The sequence below is a fragment of the Nocardia sp. NPDC058176 genome, from assembly GCF_042883805.1.
Lineage (GTDB): Bacteria > Actinomycetota > Actinomycetes > Mycobacteriales > Mycobacteriaceae > Nocardia.
The window spans coordinates 91,345-114,582 of sequence record NZ_JBHVVA010000002.1; the positions used below are offsets into that span (position 1 = coordinate 91,345).

Genomic DNA, 23,238 nt, shown 5'->3' on the forward strand with positions numbered 1-23,238 from the left:
ACATGTTGTGGCAGCGGCGGTTACCGCGCTGACGCTCACCTCGGGGGCCCTGCTCCCGGCCTCGGCGCAGGCTGAACCGGGCACCGCGCTGCAATGCGCGCCCAGTTCCGGCCGCACGCCGCAGACCGCGAGCCCGGAGCAGGCCGCCCTCGATCCGGCGCTGGTCGCCGCCGCGATGGACCTGGCCACCGACGACACCCGGTTCAACATCCAGCTCTACCGCAACAACTGCCTGATCGCGACCGGCCCGCGCAACGAGCAATCCGGTGGTGTCGCGTGGAATCTGTGGAGCGGGACCAAGAGCATCGTCGCCCTCGTCGCCGGGACGGCCGTGGACGAAGGGCTGCTCGCGATCGACGCGCCGATCGGGGACTACCTGCCCGAGGGTCTCGGCGACGCCGCGCATCGCGAGATCACCGTGCGCAATCTGCTCACCGAGTCCTCCGGCATGGAGGTGGCCGTGGTCGCCGAGGGCGCGACCGGGCTGGCCCAGCTCGATCCCAATGTCGTCGCCCAGGCGCTGGCCATGCCGATCGAACGCCCGCAGGGCACCATGTTCCGCTACAGCCAGCGCGCGGTCGACCTGCTGGTCTACGTCGTGCAGCAGGCGATCGGCGAGGACTTCCAGGCCTTCGCCCAGCGAAAGCTGTTCGACCCCTTGGGCATCGCCCGCACCGACTACTACTGGGCCCGCGACCGCGCCGGAAACACCTACGGCCACGCGCATCTCATCCTGCCACCGGACGATTTCGCGAAACTCGGCCTGCTAGTGGTCAATCGGGGCCGCTGGAACGAGCAGCAGGTGATCTCCGACGACTACATGCGCGCGGCCCTGTCCCCCTCGGCGAGCATGCCCTGCTACGGATTTCTCTTCGTGATCAACGGCGCGCCCTGCCGGCTCGAATTCCCCGGCCTGCCCGATGACGCGGTGAAGATGTCGGGGATGCTGCGCAACGACAGCTACATCGTGCCCAGCCTCGGTCTCGTCCTCAACTGGACCGGTGTCGCGATGCCGGGCGCTTCCTCGGACTACACCCACAATGTGATGCGCACGCTGGTCTCGGCGTTCCGCGACGTGCGGATTCCCGACCCCGGTCCGTATCGGGAGCGGCCCGACGTGAGTGTCACCGATCCGATGATCTCGCGCCCGGACGCCTTCTTCGGCACCCTCGGCGTCGGCCCGTACTCCTACCCCGGCTGCAATTTCCTGGACTGCCTCGGCGAGACTCCCAAGGCGCCGTTCGCCGATTCGCCGCCCGGCTGCATCATCCTGGGCTGCCTCGGCACCGATCCGCGGACGCCGGGCATCCGCTAGGCGAACTCGCCTCTGGGCTCGCGGGCTCCGGTCGCGTATCCTCGAACCAACCGGATAGGACCAGTAGGGACCGGTTGCCGATCAGGGGAAGGAGCCGCCCCCATGCCCGCACCGCTGCGCGACAGCGCAGTGCCCAAACACGAACAGCTGCGCGCGATCCTGTTGCAGAAATGCACGCGCGAGCTGCAGCCGGGCGATCTGATGACCAGCGAACGCAATCTCATGCAGGACTACGGCGTCAGCCGGATCACCGTGCGCGAGGCGATCGGTCAGCTGGTCAACGAGGGATACCTGGTCCGGGTCCGCGGCAAGGGCACCTTCGTGGCACATCGGCCGGTGCAGTCGCGCCTGCATCTGGCCTCGTTCACCGAGGAGATGCGCGCACTCGGCCATCAGCCGACCACCCTGGTACTGGTCGCCGAGGAGGGCGAGGCGCCCGAGGCGACCGCCCGCGCGCTGCGCCTGCCCCAGGGTGCGCGCGCGTATCACGTGCGCAGGCTGCGCCTGGCCGACGACGAGCCGGTCAGCGTGGACGACGCCTGGTTCAATCCCGAACTCCTGCCCGGCCTGATCTCACACGACCTCACCGGCTCGATCTACCGGACCACCGCCGATCGCTACGGTCGGCCGATCGAGCGAGCCGTGCAGACGGTGGACGCCCAGGGCGCCGAGGCCGGGGTCGCGGCGCTGCTCGGCGTCAAGAAGGGTGCACCGGTGCTGCATTTCGACCGGGTGTCGTTCAGCGCCGAGGTGCCGATCGAGCACACGCACAGCTGGTACCGGGCCGATCGATACCAGGTGCAGATGGAAGTGGGCCAGCGAGCGCAGGTCACGGCTTAGTCGCGCGCCACCGATCTGGTGTGAAACCCACTTATTTCAGTTACCGTCTGGGTGCTATCACAAGCGCTCGGAGGTATCACCCGTGTCCGTACCCACATCCATCACCCGCGCAGGCGCCCTGACCGCCCTCGCCGCGGCCGCCCTGCTCGCTGTCCCCGGCACCGCCGCCGCCGTCCCCGGCATCGACTGGGACATCCTCCCGTCCGGCTCGGTCGAGGTCGGCCCACCCACCGGCAGCGGCGCAGGCTCCGCCGACTGGGACCTCGGCTCCAGCACCGGCTCCGCCGACTGGGACCTCGGCTCCTCCCGCTGGCGCCCACCCCCGCCCACCGGCTCGTCCGCGGGCTCGGGAAACCCCGGTTCCGCAGGCTGACCCACCCCGCGCGGCGCGCTCGCGCGCGCCGCGCGCCCCAGCCCTACGCCGCCGAACGTCCCGAATCCCTAGGTCACCGCGTCTAGGACCTACGCATCCGCCTCCGCCCCAACGACTTCCAGCCCACATACTGGTTCGCGCCTGCCGACTGGACCATCATGATGACGGTGTTCCAAGAGACCCGCGAATCACGACATCGACAAATCGTCGATGCGGTGGACACCTCATGGGAGGAAAGAGGAAGAACGTGCGCAGCCGGATCACGGATGACCCCGTGCTGGCCGCCAAGCGGGACACCGACGAATATCGCGCCGCACGACAGATCGCCCACATGGAGATCGCCCTGGGCCGAGCCGTGTTCACTCGACGCACCACACTCGGCATGTCCCAAACCGAGCTGGCCCGCCGAGCCCAGATGACACAACCCGCCGTATCCCGACTCGAAGCGGGTGGCGGAGGAGTGCCGACACTGGCAGTTATCGACAGACTCGGACGAGCACTAGGCGTGCGATTCTCACTCACGGTCGGTGCGGACTCGGAAACTGCCGACGAGGTGCTCGGGCTGACCGCGTAACACCCCAGCAACCGGCGGTGGGGATGTTTCAAGCAGGGGAGCGCGAACAGTGGTTGTCCATGGCTCTGCTGAGCGTGGCGGTCGCTCTCTTTGTGCCGTTGTTGGTTCTTTTCGTCATCGAGGCTGTACGTGAAGCCGCCTCGATCGGCGCAGTTGTTGCCATGTACGGCTTGACGCTTCCGCTGCTGCTGTTCCCGCGCTCCAGAAGGAATCCAGGTGGTCCGACTAGTCAGGTGTACCCCTCGCCACTGATTCATGGCTGGATCGGCGAGTTCGGGCGTCCATTCATTGGAGCGATGAAATCAGGGTGCGGTCGGATAGCACGCCCTGACAGCATGGCCAGGTGCCGGATCTACTGTGGAACGACGTCAAGAACTTCTTCGACCCCAACCTGATGGGTGCGCTGCCGGATCTGTGGGTGCCGGACGCCACGGTCGAGGACTGGCAGGCGGTGTTCGACCTGGTCCGATCCGATGGATGGGTATGGGAGTACGCGGAAGGGGGCACCGCGCGACGGCTACCGCCTGCGGCGGAGGTGCTGCCGCGCCCTGCAGATGCGGAATATCTCACCCTTCGGGTGAGACCCGTCCCGGGCGTACAGGTGATCTTTTGGCCGATGTCTGCCACAGAGATCGACTTCGACGTGAACCTTCGCGAACTGCAAGGTCAGGCCGGAGTAGATATCCTGTGTGGCTTCATGCGCACGGTGGGCCGCCGACTTGGCAAGCCGGTGCTCATGAGTGCCGAGGGCCAATATGGTTATCCGCTGCTCGGGTTCGACCCGGCAGCCGACCGCGTGGTGCTGCTTGCAGATCCAGTAGATCCAGGAATCTGATGGCTCTTCTTCCGCATGCCGTAGGGATAAGTCACACGCGTCGTGGCACTGCAACAGAGATCAAGGAATTGCGCATGACCATCCCGGAGCCCACAGACTGGCGGGGTATGCCCTCATGGCTTCACGGATCTGATCACCCTGTCGTCGGCCGAGGCGGATATTCGTGACGGAGCCGAGTACGCCAGTGACGTTGTCTGGTCGGAGTTATGAGCGGCCGTCGACACCTTCAGCGCCAGGCTCGTTGCGAGGAAAGCAACCAGCCATCCCTGTGGCGTCATTACGTGGGAGTGTGTCAAGCCCTGACAACCGATGGAAGGCTGCCTGACATGGCACGATTCACCGAAGCTAGCACATTCCGGGGTCATCGAGACGGCGGAACGGTGGCGGTGATTGCGGCGTCGAGGCCCTCGACAGCTTTGTCGTATTGATTGCGGTCGAACAGAAATGGGCCGAATGCGGCGCAGTCACGAGTGGTGCGATACGGCTGTTGGAACTGATCCCACACGACAAGGTCGCCGGTCAAGGTTATGCGCGTGAGCAGCGGCCAGCAGCCCAATTCCCCGCAACTGCAAGCAAGTACGGGAGTCTTCTGTCCGATGGTGAGGGAAGAGGATCCGTGAAAATGCTCCATCGCTGACGCGAACCGGACGAACAGGGGTACGAGACCACCGTAAGCGTCGCCCACGGGCTCCATGTCGGCACTGATTTCGAAGGTGTCGATGAGATCGGTCAGAGGGATGGTATCGATGCGGGGCATGATCTGGTGGACGTCGGTACGTCCGGGCGGTCCTGGCCGATAGTCGAACCCGATCTCGCTGATCGCCGTCAAACGGTTGCGCTGCAAGCGCTTCCGATCTCGGGTGATCGACCCAGCACCTGCACGAGGGCGCGCGTCGGGGGTCTGGGCCCTGCGGGGGATCACCGACTGAGGCGCACGACGCCCTTCCCAGTTGAAAGAGTCACGGCGTCAATGTATCCAGCGCTCGCCCATCCCGCAACGGTGGAGGCCTTCTGCGGCGCCGCCCAGACCGGCCGTGTAGAGCGATCCGCTGACAATGGTGCCGATCATCTGATCCCACTCACCGGCGTCGCCGGGCTCGTCTCGCCGCCGATGCCCTCCGCGCCAGGGCCGCCCAGCCGAAGCGCACCGCCCTCCCCTCGAAGTCATGGAGTCCGACAACCGGCTGGGCCAATACTTGTGGGCCCGGGGCGAACAGGCCAGGCCCGCGGATTTCGGACTGGCCGGTGGCGGTGCAATGGGAGGTCGGACCGCCGCTTCTCGGGCCTGGTTCGTCACGCTGTCGGTGGGCCCCTATCCGTGTCCGCGCGGTTGTCCTGTCAGCCGCGTAGGAGGTCGACGACGCCGGTGGTCGACTCCTTCCCGCCACCCTCGGCAACTCGGCGCTCCATCAGTTCCATGAAGGGCTCGAGAAGCTCCGGGCTGACGCTCTGTTCCAGCGCGGTACGCCGTAGCGTGTCGTTCGTCGTAGCCATCATCGCCAGGTTCGACTCCACGTCTTGCGTGTAGTCCCCGCTCACCAGCTGCGCGGCGGTGCCGTAGGCGTACCCGGCCATTGCCTGCTGGTAGGCCACCATGAGGGGCGCGAATTCGATCGGGGAGATGTCCTCGCCACCGATGAGAGCGAACGCGTGTGCGGCCCCGGCGAACATGCCCCACATCGCGCTGAGGAGAGCGATGTCGTAGAGGGCTGCGAATCCGGCGTCCGTGCCGACATAGTTCACTCCGGCGGGCACCGCCAACGCCTCGGCATGGGTCTCGTGCAGCTGTGCCGAACCGCTGTAGAAGACGTACGCACCCGAGTCGGCGGCGCCGATCATGGAGGGGATGGCCATGATTCCGCCGTCGAGGAAACTCCCGCCGCGCGCGGTGATCCATTCGGCGAGCGCACGAGCCTCAGCGGGTGTGCTCGTGGTCAGATTGACGATGTCGCGGCCGGTCAGATCGACGCCTTCGAGGGTCTCGCGTACCGACGCGTCGTCGAGGAGACACACCACTACGAGCGTGTTCGCGGTGACGGCGTCAGCAACGGTCGCGGCGACCGCCGCCCCTTCCGGGGCCCGCCTGGAACTGCGATTCCACGCCGTGACGGTGTATCCCGCCGCGAGCCACGCACGGGTGAGGGCCGAGCCCATGTCGCCGAGCCCGAGGACGGTGAGCGCTCTATTTTTGTTGTCGGACATGCTGTTTAGTGTTGGCGTGGTACCCGGGCCGAACAAGTATGCACAGTGAAGTGGGTACGCACTTCCCGGATAGCGGACAGGTAGAGGGGAAGGAACAACAGTGCCGATCACACGCAGACCTGGCGCGTACCGATGCGGACTCGACGCCACCCTGTCGGTACTCAACGGCAAGTGGAAGATGATGATCCTCTGGCCGCTGAGCGAACGCCCCCACCGCTTCGGCGAGTTGCGCCGTGCGGTGGACGGCGTCACCGAGAAGGTTCTCACCACGCAATTGCGCGAGTTGGAGGCCGACGGGATCGTCCACCGGAGGGTGTACAACGAGGTGCCGCCCCGCGTCGAATACTCCCTGACACCGCTGGGCGAGCTCCTCAACAGCGCACTGCTCCCCTTGGAGGCCTGGGGTCGCGAGCACCTCATGCGGGCCTGAGCCTCGGATGGCCGGGCTCGTCTATGCCGTTCGGCGGCCGAGCCCGAGTGCGCGGGCGATCCGCGCCATGAGCTGAGACATCTTGGACGGGAACGAATTCGGTTCCGTCACGGTGACCGGACGGACCCGGGCGTTGCCTCGATATCGTGTTGGGGCGTGGCCCGCTCTCCGCGGGTGAGCTGAGTTCCGCGCTGCGACTCAGCCCGGCCGTCATCACTACGGTTATCGACCGGCTCGAACGGACCGGATATGTCTCGCGTGCACAGGATCCGGACAATCGGCGGCGCGTTCTCATCGAGCCGACCGCAGACGCGCGACGCATGGCGGAGGTCATCTTCGAGCCCGTGGGCCGGGCCGGTGCGGCCGCGCTCGAACGCCGGTATGGCTATTGCCCGAAGGGGCAGAAGAAGCCCTGGATGTACGGGTCGGTATGGGTGGGGATCTCCGTGGCCGGGCCGGCGGCGATGATTCGGCCTGCGCGCATGATCGCGATCCGGTCGGCGACGCCGGTGGCGGTGAGGATGTCGACGTCGTGGGTGATGGTGAGTACGGCGGCGCCGGTGTCGGCGTACTCGCGCAAGGTTTTCCAGATCTGGAATTTGGTTCCGGTGTCGATGGAGGCGGTCGGGTCATCGGCGATGAGGACGGTGGGGGCGGGCAGCAGTGCGGCGGCCAAGGCGGCGCGCTGGATCTGGCCGCCGGAATGGTGGCGTGGGAGCAGGTCGAGGGCGTCTAGGGGGTACCAGGCGGCGGCGCAGGCGCGGTCGACGGTCCACTGCTGGTGGCGGCGTTCCAATGCGCGTAGCTGCGCGCCGACCGTCAGCTCTGGGTCGAAAGCGGCGATCCCGTCCTGCGGCAGGTAGCCGACGGTGCTGCCGCGCACAGACTCCCACTGCCGACCGTCGACCACAGCACCGTTGATCCGCACATCCCCCGTGGCCTCGGCCGATGCCGGTAGTCTCCCGGCCAGCGCTGCCGCGACCATGGACTTGCCGGATCCGGACTCGCCGAGGAGGACGGTGAGCTGACCGGCGGGCACCACGAGATCCACAGTGTCGAAGGCTGTTTCGGCCCACCGCCCCGTATCGATGTGCACGGTCAGGCCACGCAGTTCAGCAGACATCAACGGCCAGTTTAGGTCGTCAGATCACCGTCCCGACATCGGTGTGGACGAGGTTGTCGAGGGCGCGTTCGGCGAGGGCGGCGATGGTCATGGAGGGGTTGCAGGCGGCGGTGTTGCCTGGCATGAGGGCGCCGTCGATGACGTAGAGGCCGCGTTGGCCGAGGACGCGGCCGTCGAGGTCGCAGACGGTGCCCATGTTGGCGCCGCCGAGGGGGTGCCAGGTGGAGGGGAACAGGGTGTTGGTGTCGAGGAGGGCGGCGTTCGGGCCGGCGATGCGGTGGACGGTGGGGCCGATGTGGTTGTCCTGGATGACGCGGTCGCCGTCGCCGGGCCAGCGCAGGGTCGCGGTGTCGGCGCGGGCGTCGTAGACGAATTCGCCGCGGCCCGCGCTCACCCCGTAGCCGACGAGCATGGTGGCGCCGGGGTCGAGCGCCAGCGGCGGGATCGATGCCTGGATGACGGTGAAGGCGTGGTGCGGGTCGTCCCAGTTCTTGCTGCCGTACACCACCGGGCCGCCCTGGGCGGCGCCGAAACCGGCGGCGGGGTCGCGCCACACGTAGATCCGGTCGGCGTTGGTGCCCCACCCGCGACCGAGCTCGTCGGGCAGATCGGGGATCTGGCCGGTGGCGCCCGCGCGTACCAGCAGCTTGGAGGTGTTGAGGCTGCCCGCGGAGAGGACCAGCGCCGAGGTGGTGATGATCTTGTTCTCCAGCACGGCACCCGTGGTGTCGACCCGGTCGACGCGCACCACCCAGCGGCCATCGGGAGCCCGCTCGATATCGGTCACCTCGTGCTGGGTCTGCACATCCACCAGCCCGGTGGCCTCGGCCGCGGCGACGTAGGTGACGTCGACCGAGTGCTTGCCGCCGTTGTTCACCCCCATCGCGCCGTCGCCGTTCGTGTAGGACGGGGTCATCTCCCCGCGCAGCTCGGCCAGCGCGTAGTTCCAGTCGATGGGCATGGGGATCTTCGACAGCGGCAGTCCGGCGCCGCGCACCCGATCGGCGAAAATCCGTGCGGCCGAGTAGTTCTCGTGCGCGACGAGCTCATCAGGGGCGGTGGCGAGGCCGAGCATGCGCGCGACGCGCGGATAGTGGACGCGGTCCAGCTCGGCCCAATCGAGCGCGGCAGGGAAATGCGCCTCGAACACCTCGCGCGAGGGTTGCAGCGACATCCCCTGGTAGATCAGCGAACCGCCACCGAGACCGGCAGCGCACAGCGCGGTCATGCCCTCCCCCGGAATCGCTTCCACCAGACCGACATACGGCTCGAAGACCAGCGGCTGCCCGAACAGCACCGGGTCCGACCGGTGCCACAGCAGCCGTTTGTCGGGCGCGGAGGCGCGGGGGAAGGTCTGCGCGTTCGGCCCGGTGGCCCAACGCTTTCCGCGCTCGAGCAGCAGGACGGGCACGCCCGCCTGGGCCAACCGCAGGGCGGTGACACCGCCGCCGAAACCCGAGCCGATCACCACCACCCGGCGTTCCTCTCGGGTGAGCGGCACGCCGCCGGTGCGGGCGCCGATTCCAGGTCGGGGCAGCGCGGCCGCGGGCGCGGCGGCCAGGGCGAGGCCGGCGGCGGCGGCGCCGGTCAGCAGGGATCGGCGGGTGAACTTCGACATGTGGTCAACCTTCATCGGGAGTGGAACATCGTCCGTGGGGGCGGCGGCGAGGAATTCAGCAGCAGCAGAAGTGGGGTTCACCCGCCGCGCTGGTCGAGCAGGAGACCGAGCAGGCCTGCCTCGCGGCCCTGCTCGGTGATCATGTCGCGGGCGCTGCGTTGCACTTCGCCGCCGGTGAGCAGGGCGTCGACGGCGGCGGCCATCGCGATGCCGCCGTGGTGATGGCGCTGCATGAGTCGCAGGAACAGCACCTCCGCGCGCCCGGGCTCGGCAGCGGCGAGCTCGTCGAGATCGGCGGTGCTCGCCATGCCCGGCATCGCCGAGTCCCGCTGCGGGACAGTCGAACCGGTGTGTGCGTGCCCGGTCGGCATCCACGACATCGGGGTGGCGTTGGTGACGGGTGCACCCGCCAGCCGCAGCCAGCCGAGCAGCATCCCCAGCTCGGTGCGCTGGGTGTCGGCGATCTGTCCGGCCAGCGCGACGACGGCCGGATCGGCGTCGCGGTCCAGGCGCTGGACCAGCATCAGCGCCTGACCGTGGTGGGCCACCATGTCCTGCACGAAACCGATCTCGACGGCGTCGAGCACCGGTGCGGACTCCCCCGCGACCAGCCACGGCCGAAGGGCAGCGCCCATGGCCAGCAGCAGGACCGCGAGACTGCCCAGCGCCGCCGCGCGGAACAGGTTCTCGCGCATCACGATCCGGTGGTCGAGAGCTGATCGGCGGGTGGGGTGTAGATCGCGGGCGAGAGTTCCAGCGCGAGGAATCCGTTGTCCGCGCAGGTGGTCCACAGCTGGTTGCCCCGCCATTCCGGCGGTGAGAAGCACCAGTCGGTGGACAGGTCACCGAAAGCCAGTGTGCCGGTGCGGGAACCGATCGCCTCCTCGGGATCGAACTCGCCCCGCAGCATCGCCTGGGCCACCGAGGGCGCGGCCAGCAGCGGCGGGCCGATGATCGAGGCCAGCGTGTGCGGCGAGTTCCACAGGTCGGCGTTCTCGCCGGTGCGGGCGGGCGGGTTGAAGTAGGCGATCTCGCGGATGGCGTCCGGGTCGCGCACATCGAAGACGCGGATGCCCGAGGAGGTCCAGCTGCAGGCCAGCGCCGTCGGGTCGACGGGCCGGTCGGCGGCGCAGTAGTGCGCGTCGTAGGCGAACAGCGAACCGCCCGAGGCCGAGGCGATCATGCTGTCCTGATGCTCGGGCAGGTTGATCTCGAGCTTGATCGACCGGGTGATCCGGGGATTTCGCTCGTCGGAGACGTCGATGAGCTTCACCCCGCCCGAGCCCGCCTCGTCGACGGCGAAGACGTGTGGCACCCCGCCGTAGGTCACCGGCACGTTGTGCTGGGTGGCCCAGCCGTCGGTCCACGGCAGGTCGGCGAGCTCGGGCACGCGCGGTTCGGGCTCACGGCGCTGCACCGCGCCGACGTCGAGGATCTTCAGCCCGCCCATGTTGTTCGCCAGATACATCCGGGTGCCGTCGGGCGAGAAGCCGAAGCCGTGCATGGACAGGCCGGGCAGGCCCTGCCAGATCACCCGTGGATTCGCCGGGTCGGTGAGGTCGACGGCGCTGAGCAGGCCGGGCGCGGTGCCCGAGGCCCAGTAGGTGAGCCCGTCCGGGGAGAAGCCGCCCTCGTGCGCGGTGATCGGCACCGGCAGTGCCAGATCCGTGCCCGGCCCCGGATTGAGCAGCCGGGGATGCGCGCAGTCGCTGATGTCGTAGACCGAGAGCAGACCGGCGCCGGTCAGTGCCGGAACCCCGGCGCCGACCAGCAGTTCGCGGGTCCGGTTCACCTTGAGGCTCTCCCAGGTGCCGGCCAGCATGGCCGGTTCGGTGAGCGTGGTGGTGTGCACGGGCGCGGTCGGGTCCGACACATCGATGACGCGGACGCCTTGGTCGGGGCCGAGCAGATTGCCGGGGAAGAAGGTGCCGATGTAGGCACAGTGGTCATAGGTGACCGAGGTGATGCCGCCACCGCGGCCCGCCGAGGTGCCGAGCAGGCGCAGATTGCAGTGGAATCCGTCGCGGGATCGGCCGCTGTCGCGGTCGGCGGCGGGGACGTCGCCCTGGAGTCCGGTCTCGGGCCGGGAGCCGGGCAGGCAGTCGGCGAGTCCGACGGCGCGGTTCGGGGGCGCGCCGGTCGCCGGTTGACCGGAGGCGAGGAGGGGAAGCAGCAGCAGCGCCGCGACCACGGCGCCGCAGTGGCGGGCCGCGCGGGGGAACAGGGAAGTCATGGAGTGGTCGTCGACCCCGCGGGCGGGGCCGCCTTTCGTCGGTCTCGGCGTCGTAGACGAGGCATACATCCTGCGGTAACTGGGTTACCGGTGGGCGACGTTACCATTCAGGGGTGAGCAGCGGAACGGAATCGGACGCATCGGCGAAGATCATCGCGGTGGTGCTGGAGCTGCTGAACTCCGAAGGCTACGAAGCGGTTCAGCTGCGCGCGGTCGCCGCGCGCGCCCACGTGTCGCTGGCCAAGATCTATCGGCTCTTCCGCACCAGGGACGAGCTGATCATCGCCGCGCTACAGCAGTGGATGGACGCCAACACCTACGCCGACATCGCCCCGGTCCAACCGGGGGAAACGGTGCGCGAGAGCCTGTTTCGCATCTTGCGCGCGGTCTTCGAGCCCTGGGAACGCAATCCGAAGATGCTCGTCGCCTACCATCACGCCCGCACCGGGCCCGGCGGCGAACGCCTCGACAATCAGGGCCTGACCGCGATCCTGCCGGTCGCCGAGGTCGCGCTGCGCGATCTCGATCCGCGCTATCTGGAAGACCTCGGCCTGATCATGGGCAATATGGCGCTGGCCCTGATCGGCCGCTTCGCCACCGGCAACCTGCCGATCACCGAGATCCTGTCGACGCTCGAGCGCACTGCCTACCGGATGACCGCCGACAACGCGACGGCCGCGCGCCGCGACGCCACCGCGCCCCGCTGACCGCCCCGCAAATCCGTTCCCGCGCAACCGAAGCTGTTTTCGATCCGGAATTCCGGGCATACGCCCCTTGCGAGCGAGCCACCAGGCCCGCCGCGAACAGTGTTTTCCGATCGAACAGGTTGAGTTCCATGATTCTTCTCGGTGCAGTACTCCTCATCGCCGGACTGGTGTTCGGCATTCCCCTGCTGAACACCGCGGGTGTCATCCTCCTGGTGATCGGCGTTGTCCTGGCGATCACCGGCAGCATCGGCCGTCCCGTCGGCGGCCGTCGGCACTACTACTGAGGCCGGAGGTGACGAACATGCCACGCATTCTGTCGCTCGTGGTCCTGGTCTGGTTGCTCGTCGGCATCATCGCCGCAGGTCAGCGCGGCTACTACACCGAACGCGAGCAGAACTGCGCCACCCTCGGCACCATCGCGGTGACGATGCTGGCGGGCCCGCTCAACTACGTCGGTGTCAATCCCAAGGTCGACAACTGTGAGCTGCCCGCGCCGAGTCAGTAGGCGAGGTCAAGCCCCGGCCCTGGCGCGGATCAGATCGGCCAGCCGGTCCAGCGACTCCTGGTTGCGAGCCGCGAAGACCAGGTCCTGCGCCAGGCCGGGGATCAGCTGGGCCGGGCCGCGCACGGCCCGCTCGGCCATGCGGATGGTGGTGCGACCCGGCTCGTCCTCGGCGAGGGTGAGCCGGATCCAGGCCGAGCCGATCGACCACAGCCGCGCCTCCAGCTCGAGCCGGTTGGGCGCGTCGACCGCGCGCACCACGGTCGAATCGCTGATCAGCACCGGCCACAGTCCGAACCGGTACCGGATGGCACTGCCGACCGCGGGCCAGTCGGGGTCGACCCCGCTGATGTGCGAGGCGCCGACCACCCAGCTCGCGTAGAGCCAGCCGTCGGCGAGGGTGGCGAACGCGGCGCCACGGTCCACCGGGACGGTCACCTCGGCAGTCAGCATGTCTGATTTCCTCGTCCGTCGCGGGAGTCGAGCCCCTCCAGCGTAATTCGTGCGAAGGCACACCGCGCGACAGGTTTGCGGTGGTCGCGGCGGCGCGGCACGCCGAACCGGACAGATGCCGGAAAATTGCTGTCCACCGTTTGGACGTGGGATCGTTCCCCTATGTCCATGGACCAAGAGCGGCTCGGCGACCAGCCCGGCCCCGCCGATGCGGCTGCCGAACGCACCCTGTTCGGGCACCCCATCGGCCTCACGAATCTCTTCGGAGTCGAGCTGTGGGAGCGTTTCTCCTTCTACGGCATGCTCACGATCCTTGGCTACTACCTCTACTACTCCGCCACCGACGGCGGTCTCGGCCTCGATCAGGGCACTGCGCTCGGCATCGTCGGCGCCTACGGCGGCCTGGTGTATCTGTCCACCGTGCTCGGCGGCTGGATTGCCGACCGGGTGCTGGGCATGGAGCGCACCGTGCTCTACGGCGGCGTCGTCGTGGTGGTCGGCCATCTGGCCTTGGCGGTGCTGCCGGGGCTGACCGGAGTCGGCGTCGGCCTGGTACTCGTCGCGCTCGGCAGCGGTGCGCTCAAGGCCAACGCCTCCTCGCTGCTGGGCACCCTGTACTCGCCCACGGACGCGCGCGTCGACGGCGGGTTCACGCTGTTCTATCTCGGCATCAACATCGGCGCGTTCACCGGCCCGCTGCTCACCGGCCTGCTGCAGCGCGAGTGGGGCTTCCACGCCGGTTTCGGTGCCGCCGCGGTCGGCATGACCCTCGGGTTGGCCCAGTACGTCGTCTTCCGGCGCAACCTCGGCACACACGGGCGCGAGGTGCCCAACCCGATCACCCGGCGCGAGCTGACCCCGATCCTCGGCGCCCTCGCCGTGGCCGCCGTCGCGGTGCTGATCGCGGTGCTGACGAAGCTGATCACCCTGGACAACCTCTCCGATGTCACCACCGGCGTCATCGTCGTCGCCTCGATCGCCTACTTCGCGGTCCTGCTCACCAGTCCCAAGGTGGCCCCGGTCGAGCGGACCAGGGTGCGCGCGTTCATCCCGCTGTTCATCGCCAACGCGGTGTTCTGGTCGCTGTTCCAGCAGATGTTCACCATGCTCGCCGTGTACTCCGACGAGCGCATCGACTGGCGCATCTTCGGCTGGGAGGCGCCGGCGAGCTGGATCGGCTCGGTCGAGCCGGTGTGGATCATCGCGCTCTCGCCGCTGTTCGCGCTGATGTGGACCAAGCTGGGCAACCGGGCGCCGAGCACGCCGATCAAGTTCGGCCTCGGCGTGATCGGGATGGGCATCGCGTTCTGGCTGTTCGCGCTGCTGTCGGGCTTCGACGGCAAGACCGTGCCGGTGCTGGCGGTGTTCGTCATCCTCGGCGGGTTCGCGGTCTCGGAACTGCTGCTCTCGCCGATCGGTCTCGCGGTGACCACCCATCTCGCGCCCGCCGCGTTCCGCTCGCAGATGATGGCGCTGTACTTCTTCTCGGTCGGCATCGGCACCTCGATGGCAGGCACGCTGGCCCGCTACTACAGCCCCGACAGCGAGACGTCCTACTTCGGTTTCAGCGGTGCGGCCGCCATCGCGGCGGGTCTCGTCGTCATCGCGTGCGCCCCGTGGATCAAGCGCCGCATGCAAGGCGTGCACTGACCAACTCCGGGTAATCCCCGGCTACGTTCGTACAGAAGGAGAAAGACCGTGCCGACACCGGAAGTCACACCAGCGGCGGGCCGACCGCCCGCCCGGCGTGGGTTGTTCCGCACCAAATCCGTCGAGCAATCGATCCTCGACACCGACGAACCCGATTCGCGGCTGCGCAAAGATCTCACCGCGTGGGACCTCACGATCTTCGGTGTCGCGGTCGTCGTCGGCGCGGGCATCTTCACCCTCACCGCGCGCACCGCGGGCAATGTCGCCGGGCCGTCGGTCTCGCTGGCGTTCGTCTTCGCCGCGATCGCCTGTGGCCTGACCGCGCTGTGTTACGCCGAGTTCGCCTCGACCGTGCCCGTCGCGGGCAGTGCCTACACCTACTCCTATGCCACCTTCGGTGAGCTGATCGCCTGGATCATCGGCTGGGACCTGATCCTGGAATTCGCGCTCGCCGCGTCGGTGGTCGCCAAGGGCTGGTCGCAGTATCTGGGCACGGTGTTCGGGTTCGAGTCGGCGACGATGAAGCTGGGCTCGGTCACCTTCGACTGGGGCGCGGTCTCGCTGATCGTCGTGCTGGCCATCCTGCTCGCCATCGGCACGAAGGTGTCCTCGCGGGTCTCGGCCATCGCGGTCGCGATCAAGCTGGCGGTCATCGCGCTGGTCGTCGTCCTCGGGTTGACCTACTTCAAGGCCTCGAACCTGAGTCCCTACATCCCGCCCGCCGAAGCGGTCGACGATGCCGCGAGCGGTCTGCACCAGTCGCTGTTCTCGTTCCTGACCGGCGCCGAGGGCAGCAACTTCGGCTGGTACGGCCTGCTCGCCGCGGCCAGCCTGGTGTTCTTCGCGTTCATCGGTTTCGACGTGGTCGCCACCGCCGCCGAGGAGACCAAGAACCCGCAGAAGGCGGTGCCGCGCGGCATCCTCGGTTCGCTGGCCATCGTCACCGTGCTCTACGTGGCGGTCTCGCTGGTGCTCACCGGCATGGTGTCCTACACCGAACTCGCCGGTGAGAACGCCACCCTGGCAACGGCTTTCGAGCTGCACGGGGTGCACTGGGCGAAGAACGTCATCTCCATCGGCGCGCTGGCCGGTCTGACCACGGTCGTGATGGTGCTGTTCCTCGGCCAGACCCGTGTGCTGTTCGCGATGGCGCGCGACGGGCTGCTGCCGCGCTGGCTGGCGCACACCGGTTCGCGGGGCACGCCGGTGCGGCTCACCGTCATCGTCGGCATCATCTGCTGCGTGCTCGCCGGTTTCGTCGATTTCGGCACGCTGGAGGAGATGGTGAACATCGGCACGCTGTTCGCCTTCGTCCTGGTGTCGGTGGGTGTCATCGTGCTGCGGCGCACCCGGCCCGATCTGCCGCGCGGGTTCCGCGTGCCGTGGGTGCCGCTGCTGCCGATCCTCGCGGTCGTGGCCTGCCTGTGGCTGATGGTCAATCTCTCGGTCGACACCTGGATCCGCTTCGTGCTCTGGATGCTCATCGGCGTCGCGGTGTACTTCGCCTACGGGCGCAGGCACTCGAAGCTGGGCAAGGCCGAACGCGAGCTGTAGTTCGCCGGTGGTGTGCTGATTCGCGGTCCGGCCCATCCGAGCGGGTGGGCCAGCCGAAGTCCCTGCGTCGAAAGCTCCGCGGCCGTCGCGCCGCTCGAACGGAAGTGACGCAGATGCGAATCAAGCACACCACCATGATGGCGACGGCCGTACTCGCCGCCGCCGTACTCGGCACTTCGGCCTGTTCGGACTCCGATTCCGACACCGCCGATGCCACCACCACGATGAGCCCGCCGGCGATGACGACCACCGACGCCCCCGCGGGCACGCCCGCCGCAGGCCCGGTCGGGCCCGGCTGCGCCGAATACGCCGCACAGGTTCCCGACGGTCCCGGCTCGGTGAGCGGGATGGCCCAGGAACCGGTCGCCGTCGCGGCGAGCAACAATCCCATGCTCACCACCCTGGTCTCGGCGGTCTCCGGCCAGCTCAACCCGGACGTGAACCTGGTCGACACCCTCAACAGCGGCGAGTTCACCGTCTTCGCCCCGGTCGACTCCGCCTTCGCGAAACTCGACCCCGCCACCGTCGAGACGCTGAAGACCGATTCGGCGATGCTGACCCAGATCCTCACCTATCACGTGGTTCCCGGCCGTATCGAGCCCGGCCAGATCAGCGGCACCCACACCACTGTCGAAGGCGCCGATGTCACCGTCGAAGGTTCCGGTGAGACGTTCACCGTCGCCGATGCCTCGGTGATCTGCGGCGGCGTGCAGACCGCGAACGCGACCGTCTACATGATCGACAGCGTGCTCCAGCCGCCTGCGGCGTGACCATGACGCTCGCGGCGCGGTTCCCACACCTGAGCGCCGTGGCGGAGGAAGATCTCGACCACACCCATCCGGACGCGGGTGCTGGCCGAAGTCCCTCTCATGCACGCAGGGGTCACACGATGACGAACGAGCCGGGCTTGTCGCAGATCCGCTTGCGCTCCGAGACCGGCGCCGCCTGCCCGGCCGGTGCCGGGAGCGAGTCGGCGATGCAGGACCGGCTCGTCGAACTACTCGGCGCGGTCGCCGACGGCGATCGCACGGCGTTCACCGAGTTCTATCGCGCCACCTCGCGGCGGGTGTTCGGGTTGGCGCTGCGGGTGCTGCGCAATCCCAGCGTCGCCGAGGAGGTGGCTCAAGAGGTCTACCTCCAGGTGTGGACGCTGGCGGCCGAGTACGACCGGGGCCGGGCGAGTCCGGTCGGGTGGCTGATGATGCTCACCCACCGGCGCTCGGTCGACCGGGTGCGCGCCGAACAGTCCGCCGGTGAACGCGACATCGTCTTCGGGCACGCCCATCTCGGCCGCGATCACGATTCGGTGGCCGAGGCGGTCGACCAGCGCCTCGACGAACAATCGGTCCTCGACTGTCTCGACACCATGACCGTGCTGCAGCGGGAAGCGGTCGCGCTGGCCTACTACGGCGGGCGCACCTACGTCGAGGTCGCCGAGTCCCTGCGAATTCCGCTGCCCACGGTGAAGAGCCGTATTCGAGACGGGCTCAAACGCCTGGAGAACTGCCTGACAGGAGGTGACACCCGATGAGCGATTCCTATCGGCCCACTTCCTGGTCGCTGCACGACGAGGTGTATCCCTACGCCCTCGACGCCGTCGACGAGACCCGTCGCCGGGAGATCGAGAACCGGTTGGCCTCGGCCGATCCGGTGATGGCCGAGGATTTCCACCTCGCCGTCGGGCGGGTGCACGACACCCTCGCCGCGATGACGCTCATCGACGCGACCGCGCCGCCGAGCCGTCTGGAAGCCGCGCTGCTGCGGGCACTCGATCAGCGCTTCCCCGCGCCGAACGAACTCGCCGCCCGGCGGTCCCGCCGCTACCGCTGGATCGCCGCCGCGGCGGCTGCCGTGGCGGTCGCTGTCGGAGTCGGCATCGGGATCGGTGTCGATCGCGCCGGGCAGGAGCCGGGGGCGATCACCGCCCAGCAGGTGATCGAGGCGCCCGGCAGTCGCGAAGGCAGCACGACGATCGAGGGCGGTGGCGAGATGACCGTGCACTCCTCGGCCGATCTCGGCGCGGCCGCGGTGTCGTTGCGCGGGCTGCCGACCCTGTCCGCCGACCAGGCCTATCAGCTGTGGGTGATTCCGCCCGATGGCGATCCGCGGTCGGTGCAGGTGATGTCCGGCGACGGCACGGTGGTCGCGCTCGCGTCCTCGGCCGACACGCTCGCCGTCACCGTCGAACCGGCCGGCGGGTCACCCGGACCCACCACCTCACCCATCACGAGTATGTTGCTCGGCTGAGCGCGGCGGGAGCCGCTCCTCGGCCGGACCGACCGAGGAGCCTCCCATGACCGATCCCTTCTCCCGCTGGCGGCGTGCCCTCGCCGGAATCGTCGCTGCCGCGGTGTTTCTCGGCGTCGGCCATCTCGTCGCCGCCTTCGTCGGCCCGCGGTCCTCGCCGTTCCTCGTGCTCGGCGCGACGATGGTGGACAACACGCCGGAGTGGTTGAAGGAAGAGGCGATTCGCCGGTTCGGGACGAATGACAAGATCGCGCTGTTCGTTTCGATGGGTGTGGTGATGGTCGTCGGGGCGGTGGCGATCGGGCTGCTCGCCGGGCGTGGGGTGCGCGGCGCGGTGGTGATGGTCGGGTTCGGGGTGGTGCTCGCCTGGTTGGCGATGCAACGTCCAGGGGCCACAATGCTTTTCGTGTTGCCCGGGTTGCTCGGTGGTGTGGTTTCGGGTGTTGTGATCTATGGGTTGCTCGCCCGAAGTGTGGCCCGTTCGGGGGAGCCCAGTCCCCCGGTAGGTGAGGGTGGCCTCCACGGGCTGGGACTGTCCCGTCGCGGATTCCTCGTCGCGGCATCGGCTGCCGGTGTACTGGCCGCGGCAACGGTGCCCGCGGCCCGCTGGATCGGTACTCGACTGCGCGACATCGTCGCCGACCGTGCGGCTTTCCTGCTGCCGAGTCCCCGCGTCGCCGCGCCCGCCGTCACCGACGCGGTCGACCTACCGGTCCCCGGCATCACCCGCTTCCTCACCCCCAACACCGAGTTCTATCGCATCGACACCGCCCTGCAGGTTCCGACGCTGTTGAGCACCGACTGGGAGTTGCGCATCCACGGCATGGTCGAGCGCGAGATCCGCCTCGACTTCGACGATCTGCGCAGCCGCGAGGCGGTCGAATCGGTGCTCACCCTCACCTGCGTCTCGAACGAGGTCGGCGGACCACTGGCTGGGACAGCCACCTGGACGGGCTACCGACTCACCGACCTCCTCGACGAGGCCGGTGTCGACCCGGACGCCGACATGCTCCTCTCCCGCAGCATCGACGGGTTCACCGCGGGCACACCGATCGCCGCGCTCGGCGAGGGCCTGCTCGCGGTCGGCATGAACGGCGAACCACTCCCCCAGCAACACGGCTACCCGGCCCGGCTGATCGTCCCCGGTCTCTACGGATACGTCTCCGCCACGAAGTGGGTGGTGGATCTCGAGGTCACCCGATTCGACCGCGCCGAGGCCTACTGGACCCGTCGCGGCTGGTCAGCCGAGGCACCGGTGAAGACCGCCGCCCGCATCGACGTCCCCTCGGGCTTCGCCCGCCTCGCCGCAGGCCCGGTCGTGGTCGCCGGCGTGGCCTGGGCCCAGAACCGCGGCATCGCCGCCGTCGAGATCCAGATCGACGACCAACCCTGGCAACCAGCCACCCTCGCCGCCGAATACTCCACCCGCACCTGGCGCCAATGGACCTACCAGTGGGACGCCACCCCCGGCACCCACACCGTCCGCGTCCGCGCCACCGACCAGACCGGCCGAACCCAGCCCGAAGAACGCACCACCCCGTTCCCGAACGGAGCGACCGGTTGGCACGCCCAAGTCGTCACCATCCGCTGAAACCCCCTGACCTGCACCAACCCACCCCACCCCGACACGCCGACAACAATCAATGACAGGGAAATTCCGGTACAACCGTACGAGTCGCTAGGCTGTCCCGGACGCCCCTATAGCCCAATTGGCAGAGGCAGCGGACTTAAAATCCGCCAAGTCAGGGTTCGAGTCCCTGTGGGGGCACTCTGATGCCGCAGGTATAAGGCCGGTCGGAGCAGCTTCCCTGCTCAACCGGCCTGCTCGGTCCGCAGTGAGTCCGCAGCTGCACGAGCCCCCGGCGAGGTTGGTGGTATCGCGACCGGTGGCCGCGTAGCGACCACTCAACTCGATCGGGGGTCACTGTTGGTGACATTGCCCAGAACTCTGCGGCACGTGCTCTGATTTGGAGTCATGAGCAGATTTGCGGAGGTCATCGTGTTGGCCTTGGACGCTTGCGAGGTCATGGATCCGCTGACCCGTGACGATGAAAGTCGTAGCTGGAGAGGCCGTTTCGAGCCGATCGAGAGCCAGTGGCCTGGTTCCTTCGGCGTCGGCTGGGCAACCGAATTCGAGCGGATGCGACCCCGGACGGGACTCTTCGCGTGCCTCGAGGCTCTCCCGTGGCCCCGACCGGAGAGCGTTCAGGTATTGATCCACGACGAGGAGGACAGTTGTTTCGGCCTGTGGATGCTCGAGGAAGGCAAGCTTGTCGAAGTCGCGCTTCCGCGTACACGGCGCTATCACCTGCCGGCTCCACCGACCGACGAATTCCCACCCTGCCCAGGCGTCCTGGTGCGGACTGACAGCATCGGCCACGACGAGTTCCAGCAGACTCCAGAAGCCGAGCGTGATCAGCGGCCGGCGTGGTGACGGACGCGCCACGACGCAGGTCAGGTTCCGGGTGTGCGGTCGACGAGGTCGAGGCTGTGGGAAGTGCGCGCACCGTGGCGGCAAGCAGCGGGCGGTCCGGTGGAAACAAGGTCGTTGCGGCGTAGACGGTTCCGAAGAGCGAAAATCGCGATGCCGACTGTCTCGATATCGAGACATGCCGAGCGAGGAGAATCACCCTGGGTTCGGCGGGGACCCCGGCGTAGGTTCAGGAGTAGGTGAATCGTCGGCACGAAGGGGTGTTATCGATGCGGGTGGCCAAGCGAATTCGGGCGTACGCCAAGGTGATGGGGCAGGCTCGGCGCCATCAGGGGGATCTGGTCGGGTGGCTCGGGCGGCGGCCGCAGATCGCGGCGGCGACCATGACGTACGAGACGGCACTGCTGTTCAGCAACAAGCTGGATCCCCGGCTCAAGGAGTTGGCCGAGCTCAAGACGGCGGGGCTGGTGGCCTGTCAGTTCTGTCTGGACATCGGGTCGGCGCTCGCGCATACGTCGGGGTTGACCGAGCAGCAGCTCGTCGACCTGCCCCGGTATCGGACCAGCGATGCCTATTCCGAGTTGGAGAAGCTGGTGATCGCGTTCGCGGAGGCGATGACGGCTACTCCGGCTGTCGAGATCGATGAATTGCGCGAAACGCTGCTCGCTCATCTCTCGAAGGCGCAGCTGGCCGAGTTGGCGGCGAGCATCGCGTGGGAGAACCAGCGGGCCCGGCTCAATCAGGGCCTCGGTGTGCGGCCGACCGGAATGGCCGATGGGCTGGCATGCGCGATGCCGGAGGCCCGGCGCGCACCGTAGGCGCGCCGGGAGCGGGGCGGTCGGCTGGGCACTGGCGAAGGTCTAGTTGCGCACCATTCGATTCAGCCAGGTCTTCAGGTAGTCGAGTACTGCCGGGTCGATCGTGGTTTCGATTCGCACGTATTCGTCCGGCATGCCGGTGTCCGCTGATTGCATCAGATGATTGGCGCCCTCGAAGGTGTGCACTGTCGCCTTCGGATTGTTCGACAGGAAGTTTCGCATGAGCGGTTCGTTTGCCGCGGCGTCGACCTGGACATCCTTGCTGCCGAACAGTGCGAGAGTGGGGATCCGCAGGGATCTCAATGCCGGTTCGGGGTCGTGAGTCGCCTGGGATGCGTATTCCTGATTGATTGCCAGGTCTATGGCTTCGTCAGGGGCCCGTTCGTTTTCCGGTAGTTGTTGATTCGCTTCTCGCGCATTCTTTCGCGCTTCGTCGAAATTGCCGTCGCGGAGCAGGTCGCACTCGATTCGGATGGCGTCGTCGCTGGCCGCCAGGCGATCGGCGGAGGTTGTTCCGGTCGCCTGGAGTTGCACACGCATCTGGTGCTGGAGCACCGCGCAGCCGGTCTGCGCGGGTCCGGCCATGAGCACGACGAAGGCCACCTCGTCAGGGGCCTTCTGCGCTACCAAGGGCGCCAGCGAACCGCCCTGGCTGTGACCGAGAACCCCGATCCGTGTGGGATCGATATCCGGTCGTTGCCGCAGGTAAGAGATCTGGGCGAGGACATCCGAGGCCAAGTCGTCGTAGGAGGCCTCGCTCTTGTCGCCGGTCGTCGCGCCGACCCCGCGGTCATCCGTTCGGAGGACCGCGTATCCCGCCTTGGTCAAAGAGTCGGCCAGCACCAGAAAGGGCTTGTGCTGGGCGAATTCCTCATCACGGTTCTGCTTTCCACCGCCGGGTATCAGAACCACCGCGGGAAACGGTCCGTCTCGATCAGGGAGGGTCAGCGTACCGCCGATTGTTGTTCCGGCATTCTGCATCGTCACCTCTGTCGAGTGATAGCTCTCGTCCGGAGTGTTGTTTTCCGACGCACATCCCGCTACGACGGCCGACAGCAGCAACACAACGAGGGCGAACCCACCACGACTGACAAGGGAATCCACGGCTACCTGCCATCCATTTCTCTAGGGAGACAGTATTTCTCGGTCATGCAGGAACTGTAGGCGGCGGAATTCGGTACACACATCCGGGAAGACCCGGAGGTTTACCCGCATTCCGGAGCGATGCTCAGGCCGGACCAGGGAGGCGGTGATTCGGCGGACGATCGGCCGCGGTCGAGGTTCATGCCCGCGTCGTCGAGTCGGGGGATCGATTCCGCTATGTTGGTCCGGC

25 protein-coding genes, 1 tRNA gene and 1 pseudogene are annotated in these 23,238 nt (G+C 67.8%); 19 read left to right on the top strand and 8 right to left on the bottom strand.

What is annotated here, in order from left to right:
* The first annotated feature begins 7 nt into the window (after window positions 1-7).
* From ACFVVM_RS12990 to ACFVVM_RS13010, 5 genes are all read left to right on the top strand, one after another.
* The gene (locus ACFVVM_RS12990; protein ID WP_387617030.1) at window positions 8-1,315 is read left to right on the top strand and encodes a serine hydrolase domain-containing protein; all 1,308 of its coding nucleotides are present in this window, start codon (window positions 8-10) and stop codon (window positions 1,313-1,315) included.
* 102 nt (window positions 1,316-1,417) lie between these two features.
* Complete coding sequence (locus ACFVVM_RS12995) at window positions 1,418-2,155, top strand: GntR family transcriptional regulator (protein WP_387617032.1); 738 nt, start codon at window positions 1,418-1,420, stop codon at window positions 2,153-2,155.
* Between the two features lie 82 nt (window positions 2,156-2,237).
* Window positions 2,238-2,528, top strand: a complete 291-nt coding sequence (locus tag ACFVVM_RS13000) for a hypothetical protein (RefSeq protein ID WP_387617034.1) — start codon at window positions 2,238-2,240, stop codon at window positions 2,526-2,528.
* Window positions 2,529-2,754: 226 nt separating this feature from the next.
* Entirely contained in the window at window positions 2,755-3,102 is a 348-nt protein-coding gene (locus ACFVVM_RS13005; protein WP_387617036.1) for a helix-turn-helix domain-containing protein, read from the top strand.
* 343 nt (window positions 3,103-3,445) lie between these two features.
* Complete coding sequence (locus tag ACFVVM_RS13010; protein ID WP_387617038.1) at window positions 3,446-3,937, top strand: hypothetical protein; 492 nt, start codon at window positions 3,446-3,448, stop codon at window positions 3,935-3,937.
* A 361-nt stretch (window positions 3,938-4,298) separates the two neighbouring features.
* Here ACFVVM_RS13010 and ACFVVM_RS13015 read toward each other — a convergent pair whose 3' ends face one another.
* Window positions 4,299-4,781, bottom strand: a complete 483-nt coding sequence (locus ACFVVM_RS13015) for a hypothetical protein (RefSeq protein ID WP_387617040.1) — start codon at window positions 4,779-4,781, stop codon at window positions 4,299-4,301.
* Between the two features lie 494 nt (window positions 4,782-5,275).
* Window positions 5,276-6,139 (bottom strand): NAD(P)-dependent oxidoreductase, encoded by an 864-nt coding sequence (locus ACFVVM_RS13020; RefSeq protein WP_387617042.1) that lies wholly within the window; start codon window positions 6,137-6,139, stop codon window positions 5,276-5,278.
* Between the two features lie 100 nt (window positions 6,140-6,239).
* Here ACFVVM_RS13020 and ACFVVM_RS13025 point away from each other — a divergent pair, with 100 nt between their 5' ends.
* Together ACFVVM_RS13025 and ACFVVM_RS13030 are read left to right on the top strand one after the other, a co-directional pair.
* The gene (locus ACFVVM_RS13025; protein WP_387617044.1) at window positions 6,240-6,569 is read left to right on the top strand and encodes a winged helix-turn-helix transcriptional regulator; all 330 of its coding nucleotides are present in this window, start codon (window positions 6,240-6,242) and stop codon (window positions 6,567-6,569) included.
* A 146-nt stretch (window positions 6,570-6,715) separates the two neighbouring features.
* Window positions 6,716-6,868: pseudogene (locus ACFVVM_RS13030) on the top strand (MarR family transcriptional regulator); the annotation flags it as partial.
* Window positions 6,869-6,954: 86 nt separating this feature from the next.
* On the opposite strand, the gene ACFVVM_RS13035 reads toward ACFVVM_RS13030, so the two are convergent.
* The 4 genes from ACFVVM_RS13035 to ACFVVM_RS13050 all read right to left on the bottom strand — a co-directional run bounded on the left by ACFVVM_RS13035 (window position 6,955) and on the right by ACFVVM_RS13050 (window position 11,543).
* Window positions 6,955-7,692, bottom strand: a complete 738-nt coding sequence (locus ACFVVM_RS13035; protein WP_387617045.1) for an ATP-binding cassette domain-containing protein — start codon at window positions 7,690-7,692, stop codon at window positions 6,955-6,957.
* A gap of 19 nt (window positions 7,693-7,711) precedes the next feature.
* A complete protein-coding gene (locus tag ACFVVM_RS13040; RefSeq protein ID WP_387617047.1) occupies window positions 7,712-9,310 on the bottom strand; it encodes a GMC oxidoreductase in 1,599 nt (532 codons plus the stop codon).
* Between the two features lie 77 nt (window positions 9,311-9,387).
* Window positions 9,388-10,005 carry a DUF305 domain-containing protein gene (locus tag ACFVVM_RS13045; protein ID WP_387617049.1) on the bottom strand — a complete coding sequence of 206 codons (618 nt, stop codon included), beginning with the start codon at window positions 10,003-10,005 and terminating at the stop codon, window positions 9,388-9,390.
* Entirely contained in the window at window positions 10,005-11,543 is a 1,539-nt protein-coding gene (locus tag ACFVVM_RS13050; protein WP_387617051.1) for an LVIVD repeat-containing protein, read from the bottom strand. Before ACFVVM_RS13050 ends, ACFVVM_RS13045 begins: the two co-directional genes overlap by 1 nt.
* Before the next feature lie 113 nt (window positions 11,544-11,656).
* Here ACFVVM_RS13050 and ACFVVM_RS13055 point away from each other — a divergent pair, with 113 nt between their 5' ends.
* The 3 genes from ACFVVM_RS13055 (at window position 11,657) to ACFVVM_RS13065 (ending at window position 12,755) form a co-directional block, all read left to right on the top strand.
* A complete protein-coding gene (locus ACFVVM_RS13055) occupies window positions 11,657-12,250 on the top strand; it encodes a TetR family transcriptional regulator (RefSeq protein WP_387617053.1) in 594 nt (197 codons plus the stop codon).
* 128 nt (window positions 12,251-12,378) lie between these two features.
* The gene (locus ACFVVM_RS13060; protein ID WP_387617055.1) at window positions 12,379-12,534 is read left to right on the top strand and encodes a DUF6131 family protein; all 156 of its coding nucleotides are present in this window, start codon (window positions 12,379-12,381) and stop codon (window positions 12,532-12,534) included.
* Window positions 12,535-12,551: 17 nt separating this feature from the next.
* Window positions 12,552-12,755, top strand: coding sequence for a hypothetical protein (locus ACFVVM_RS13065; protein WP_387617057.1), 204 nt, complete (start codon window positions 12,552-12,554; stop codon window positions 12,753-12,755).
* Between the two features lie 6 nt (window positions 12,756-12,761).
* Here ACFVVM_RS13065 and ACFVVM_RS13070 read toward each other — a convergent pair whose 3' ends face one another.
* Window positions 12,762-13,205: an SRPBCC family protein gene (locus ACFVVM_RS13070; protein ID WP_387617059.1), complete on the bottom strand. Its 444-nt coding sequence runs from the start codon at window positions 13,203-13,205 to the stop codon at window positions 12,762-12,764.
* Between the two features lie 162 nt (window positions 13,206-13,367).
* Here ACFVVM_RS13070 and ACFVVM_RS13075 point away from each other — a divergent pair, with 162 nt between their 5' ends.
* The 9 genes from ACFVVM_RS13075 (at window position 13,368) to ACFVVM_RS13115 (ending at window position 21,905) form a co-directional block, all read left to right on the top strand.
* Entirely contained in the window at window positions 13,368-14,855 is a 1,488-nt protein-coding gene (locus ACFVVM_RS13075) for a peptide MFS transporter (RefSeq protein ID WP_387617061.1), read from the top strand.
* A gap of 48 nt (window positions 14,856-14,903) precedes the next feature.
* Window positions 14,904-16,409, top strand: a complete 1,506-nt coding sequence (locus ACFVVM_RS13080) for an amino acid permease (RefSeq protein WP_387617063.1) — start codon at window positions 14,904-14,906, stop codon at window positions 16,407-16,409.
* Between the two features lie 113 nt (window positions 16,410-16,522).
* Complete coding sequence (locus tag ACFVVM_RS13085; RefSeq protein WP_387617065.1) at window positions 16,523-17,179, top strand: fasciclin domain-containing protein; 657 nt, start codon at window positions 16,523-16,525, stop codon at window positions 17,177-17,179.
* Window positions 17,180-17,298: 119 nt separating this feature from the next.
* Window positions 17,299-17,940: an ECF RNA polymerase sigma factor SigK gene (sigK, locus tag ACFVVM_RS13090; protein ID WP_387617067.1), complete on the top strand. Its 642-nt coding sequence runs from the start codon at window positions 17,299-17,301 to the stop codon at window positions 17,938-17,940.
* Window positions 17,937-18,656, top strand: coding sequence for an anti-sigma factor domain-containing protein (locus ACFVVM_RS13095; protein WP_387617069.1), 720 nt, complete (start codon window positions 17,937-17,939; stop codon window positions 18,654-18,656). Before sigK ends, ACFVVM_RS13095 begins: the two co-directional genes overlap by 4 nt.
* 46 nt (window positions 18,657-18,702) lie before the next feature.
* Window positions 18,703-20,247 carry a molybdopterin-dependent oxidoreductase gene (locus ACFVVM_RS13100; protein ID WP_387617071.1) on the top strand — a complete coding sequence of 515 codons (1,545 nt, stop codon included), beginning with the start codon at window positions 18,703-18,705 and terminating at the stop codon, window positions 20,245-20,247.
* 103 nt (window positions 20,248-20,350) lie between these two features.
* Window positions 20,351-20,424: transfer RNA gene (locus ACFVVM_RS13105), tRNA-Leu, on the top strand.
* 258 nt (window positions 20,425-20,682) lie between these two features.
* Window positions 20,683-21,090, top strand: a complete 408-nt coding sequence (locus tag ACFVVM_RS13110; RefSeq protein WP_387617073.1) for a hypothetical protein — start codon at window positions 20,683-20,685, stop codon at window positions 21,088-21,090.
* A 266-nt stretch (window positions 21,091-21,356) separates the two neighbouring features.
* The gene (locus tag ACFVVM_RS13115; RefSeq protein ID WP_387617075.1) at window positions 21,357-21,905 is read left to right on the top strand and encodes a carboxymuconolactone decarboxylase family protein; all 549 of its coding nucleotides are present in this window, start codon (window positions 21,357-21,359) and stop codon (window positions 21,903-21,905) included.
* Window positions 21,906-21,947: 42 nt separating this feature from the next.
* Here the strand turns inward: ACFVVM_RS13115 and ACFVVM_RS13120 are convergent, their stop codons facing one another.
* Window positions 21,948-23,009: an alpha/beta hydrolase family protein gene (locus ACFVVM_RS13120; RefSeq protein ID WP_387617077.1), complete on the bottom strand. Its 1,062-nt coding sequence runs from the start codon at window positions 23,007-23,009 to the stop codon at window positions 21,948-21,950.
* Window positions 23,010-23,238: the final 229 nt, after the last annotated feature.

Bases quoted from the DNA above. Each gene is read 5' to 3' on its own strand.
- ACFVVM_RS12995 (WP_387617032.1), top strand. From the start codon at position 1,418: ATGCCCGCACCGCTGCGCGACAGCGCAGTGCCCAAACACGAACAGCTG.
- ACFVVM_RS13005 (WP_387617036.1), top strand. From the start codon at position 2,755: ATGGGAGGAAAGAGGAAGAACGTGCGCAGCCGGATCACGGATGACCCC.
- ACFVVM_RS13020 (WP_387617042.1), bottom strand. From the start codon at position 6,139: ATGTCCGACAACAAAAATAGAGCGCTCACCGTCCTCGGGCTCGGCGAC.
- ACFVVM_RS13035 (WP_387617045.1), bottom strand. From the start codon at position 7,692: ATGTCTGCTGAACTGCGTGGCCTGACCGTGCACATCGATACGGGGCGG.
- ACFVVM_RS13040 (WP_387617047.1), bottom strand. From the start codon at position 9,310: ATGTCGAAGTTCACCCGCCGATCCCTGCTGACCGGCGCCGCCGCCGCC.
- ACFVVM_RS13045 (WP_387617049.1), bottom strand. From the start codon at position 10,005: ATGCGCGAGAACCTGTTCCGCGCGGCGGCGCTGGGCAGTCTCGCGGTC.
- ACFVVM_RS13050 (WP_387617051.1), bottom strand. From the start codon at position 11,543: ATGACTTCCCTGTTCCCCCGCGCGGCCCGCCACTGCGGCGCCGTGGTC.
- ACFVVM_RS13060 (WP_387617055.1), top strand. From the start codon at position 12,379: ATGATTCTTCTCGGTGCAGTACTCCTCATCGCCGGACTGGTGTTCGGC.
- ACFVVM_RS13065 (WP_387617057.1), top strand. From the start codon at position 12,552: ATGCCACGCATTCTGTCGCTCGTGGTCCTGGTCTGGTTGCTCGTCGGC.
- ACFVVM_RS13070 (WP_387617059.1), bottom strand. From the start codon at position 13,205: ATGCTGACTGCCGAGGTGACCGTCCCGGTGGACCGTGGCGCCGCGTTC.
- ACFVVM_RS13075 (WP_387617061.1), top strand. From the start codon at position 13,368: ATGTCCATGGACCAAGAGCGGCTCGGCGACCAGCCCGGCCCCGCCGAT.
- ACFVVM_RS13085 (WP_387617065.1), top strand. From the start codon at position 16,523: ATGCGAATCAAGCACACCACCATGATGGCGACGGCCGTACTCGCCGCC.
- sigK (WP_387617067.1), top strand. From the start codon at position 17,299: ATGACGAACGAGCCGGGCTTGTCGCAGATCCGCTTGCGCTCCGAGACC.
- ACFVVM_RS13095 (WP_387617069.1), top strand. From the start codon at position 17,937: ATGAGCGATTCCTATCGGCCCACTTCCTGGTCGCTGCACGACGAGGTG.
- ACFVVM_RS13100 (WP_387617071.1), top strand. From the start codon at position 18,703: ATGACCGATCCCTTCTCCCGCTGGCGGCGTGCCCTCGCCGGAATCGTC.
- ACFVVM_RS13110 (WP_387617073.1), top strand. From the start codon at position 20,683: ATGGATCCGCTGACCCGTGACGATGAAAGTCGTAGCTGGAGAGGCCGT.
- ACFVVM_RS13115 (WP_387617075.1), top strand. From the start codon at position 21,357: ATGCGGGTGGCCAAGCGAATTCGGGCGTACGCCAAGGTGATGGGGCAG.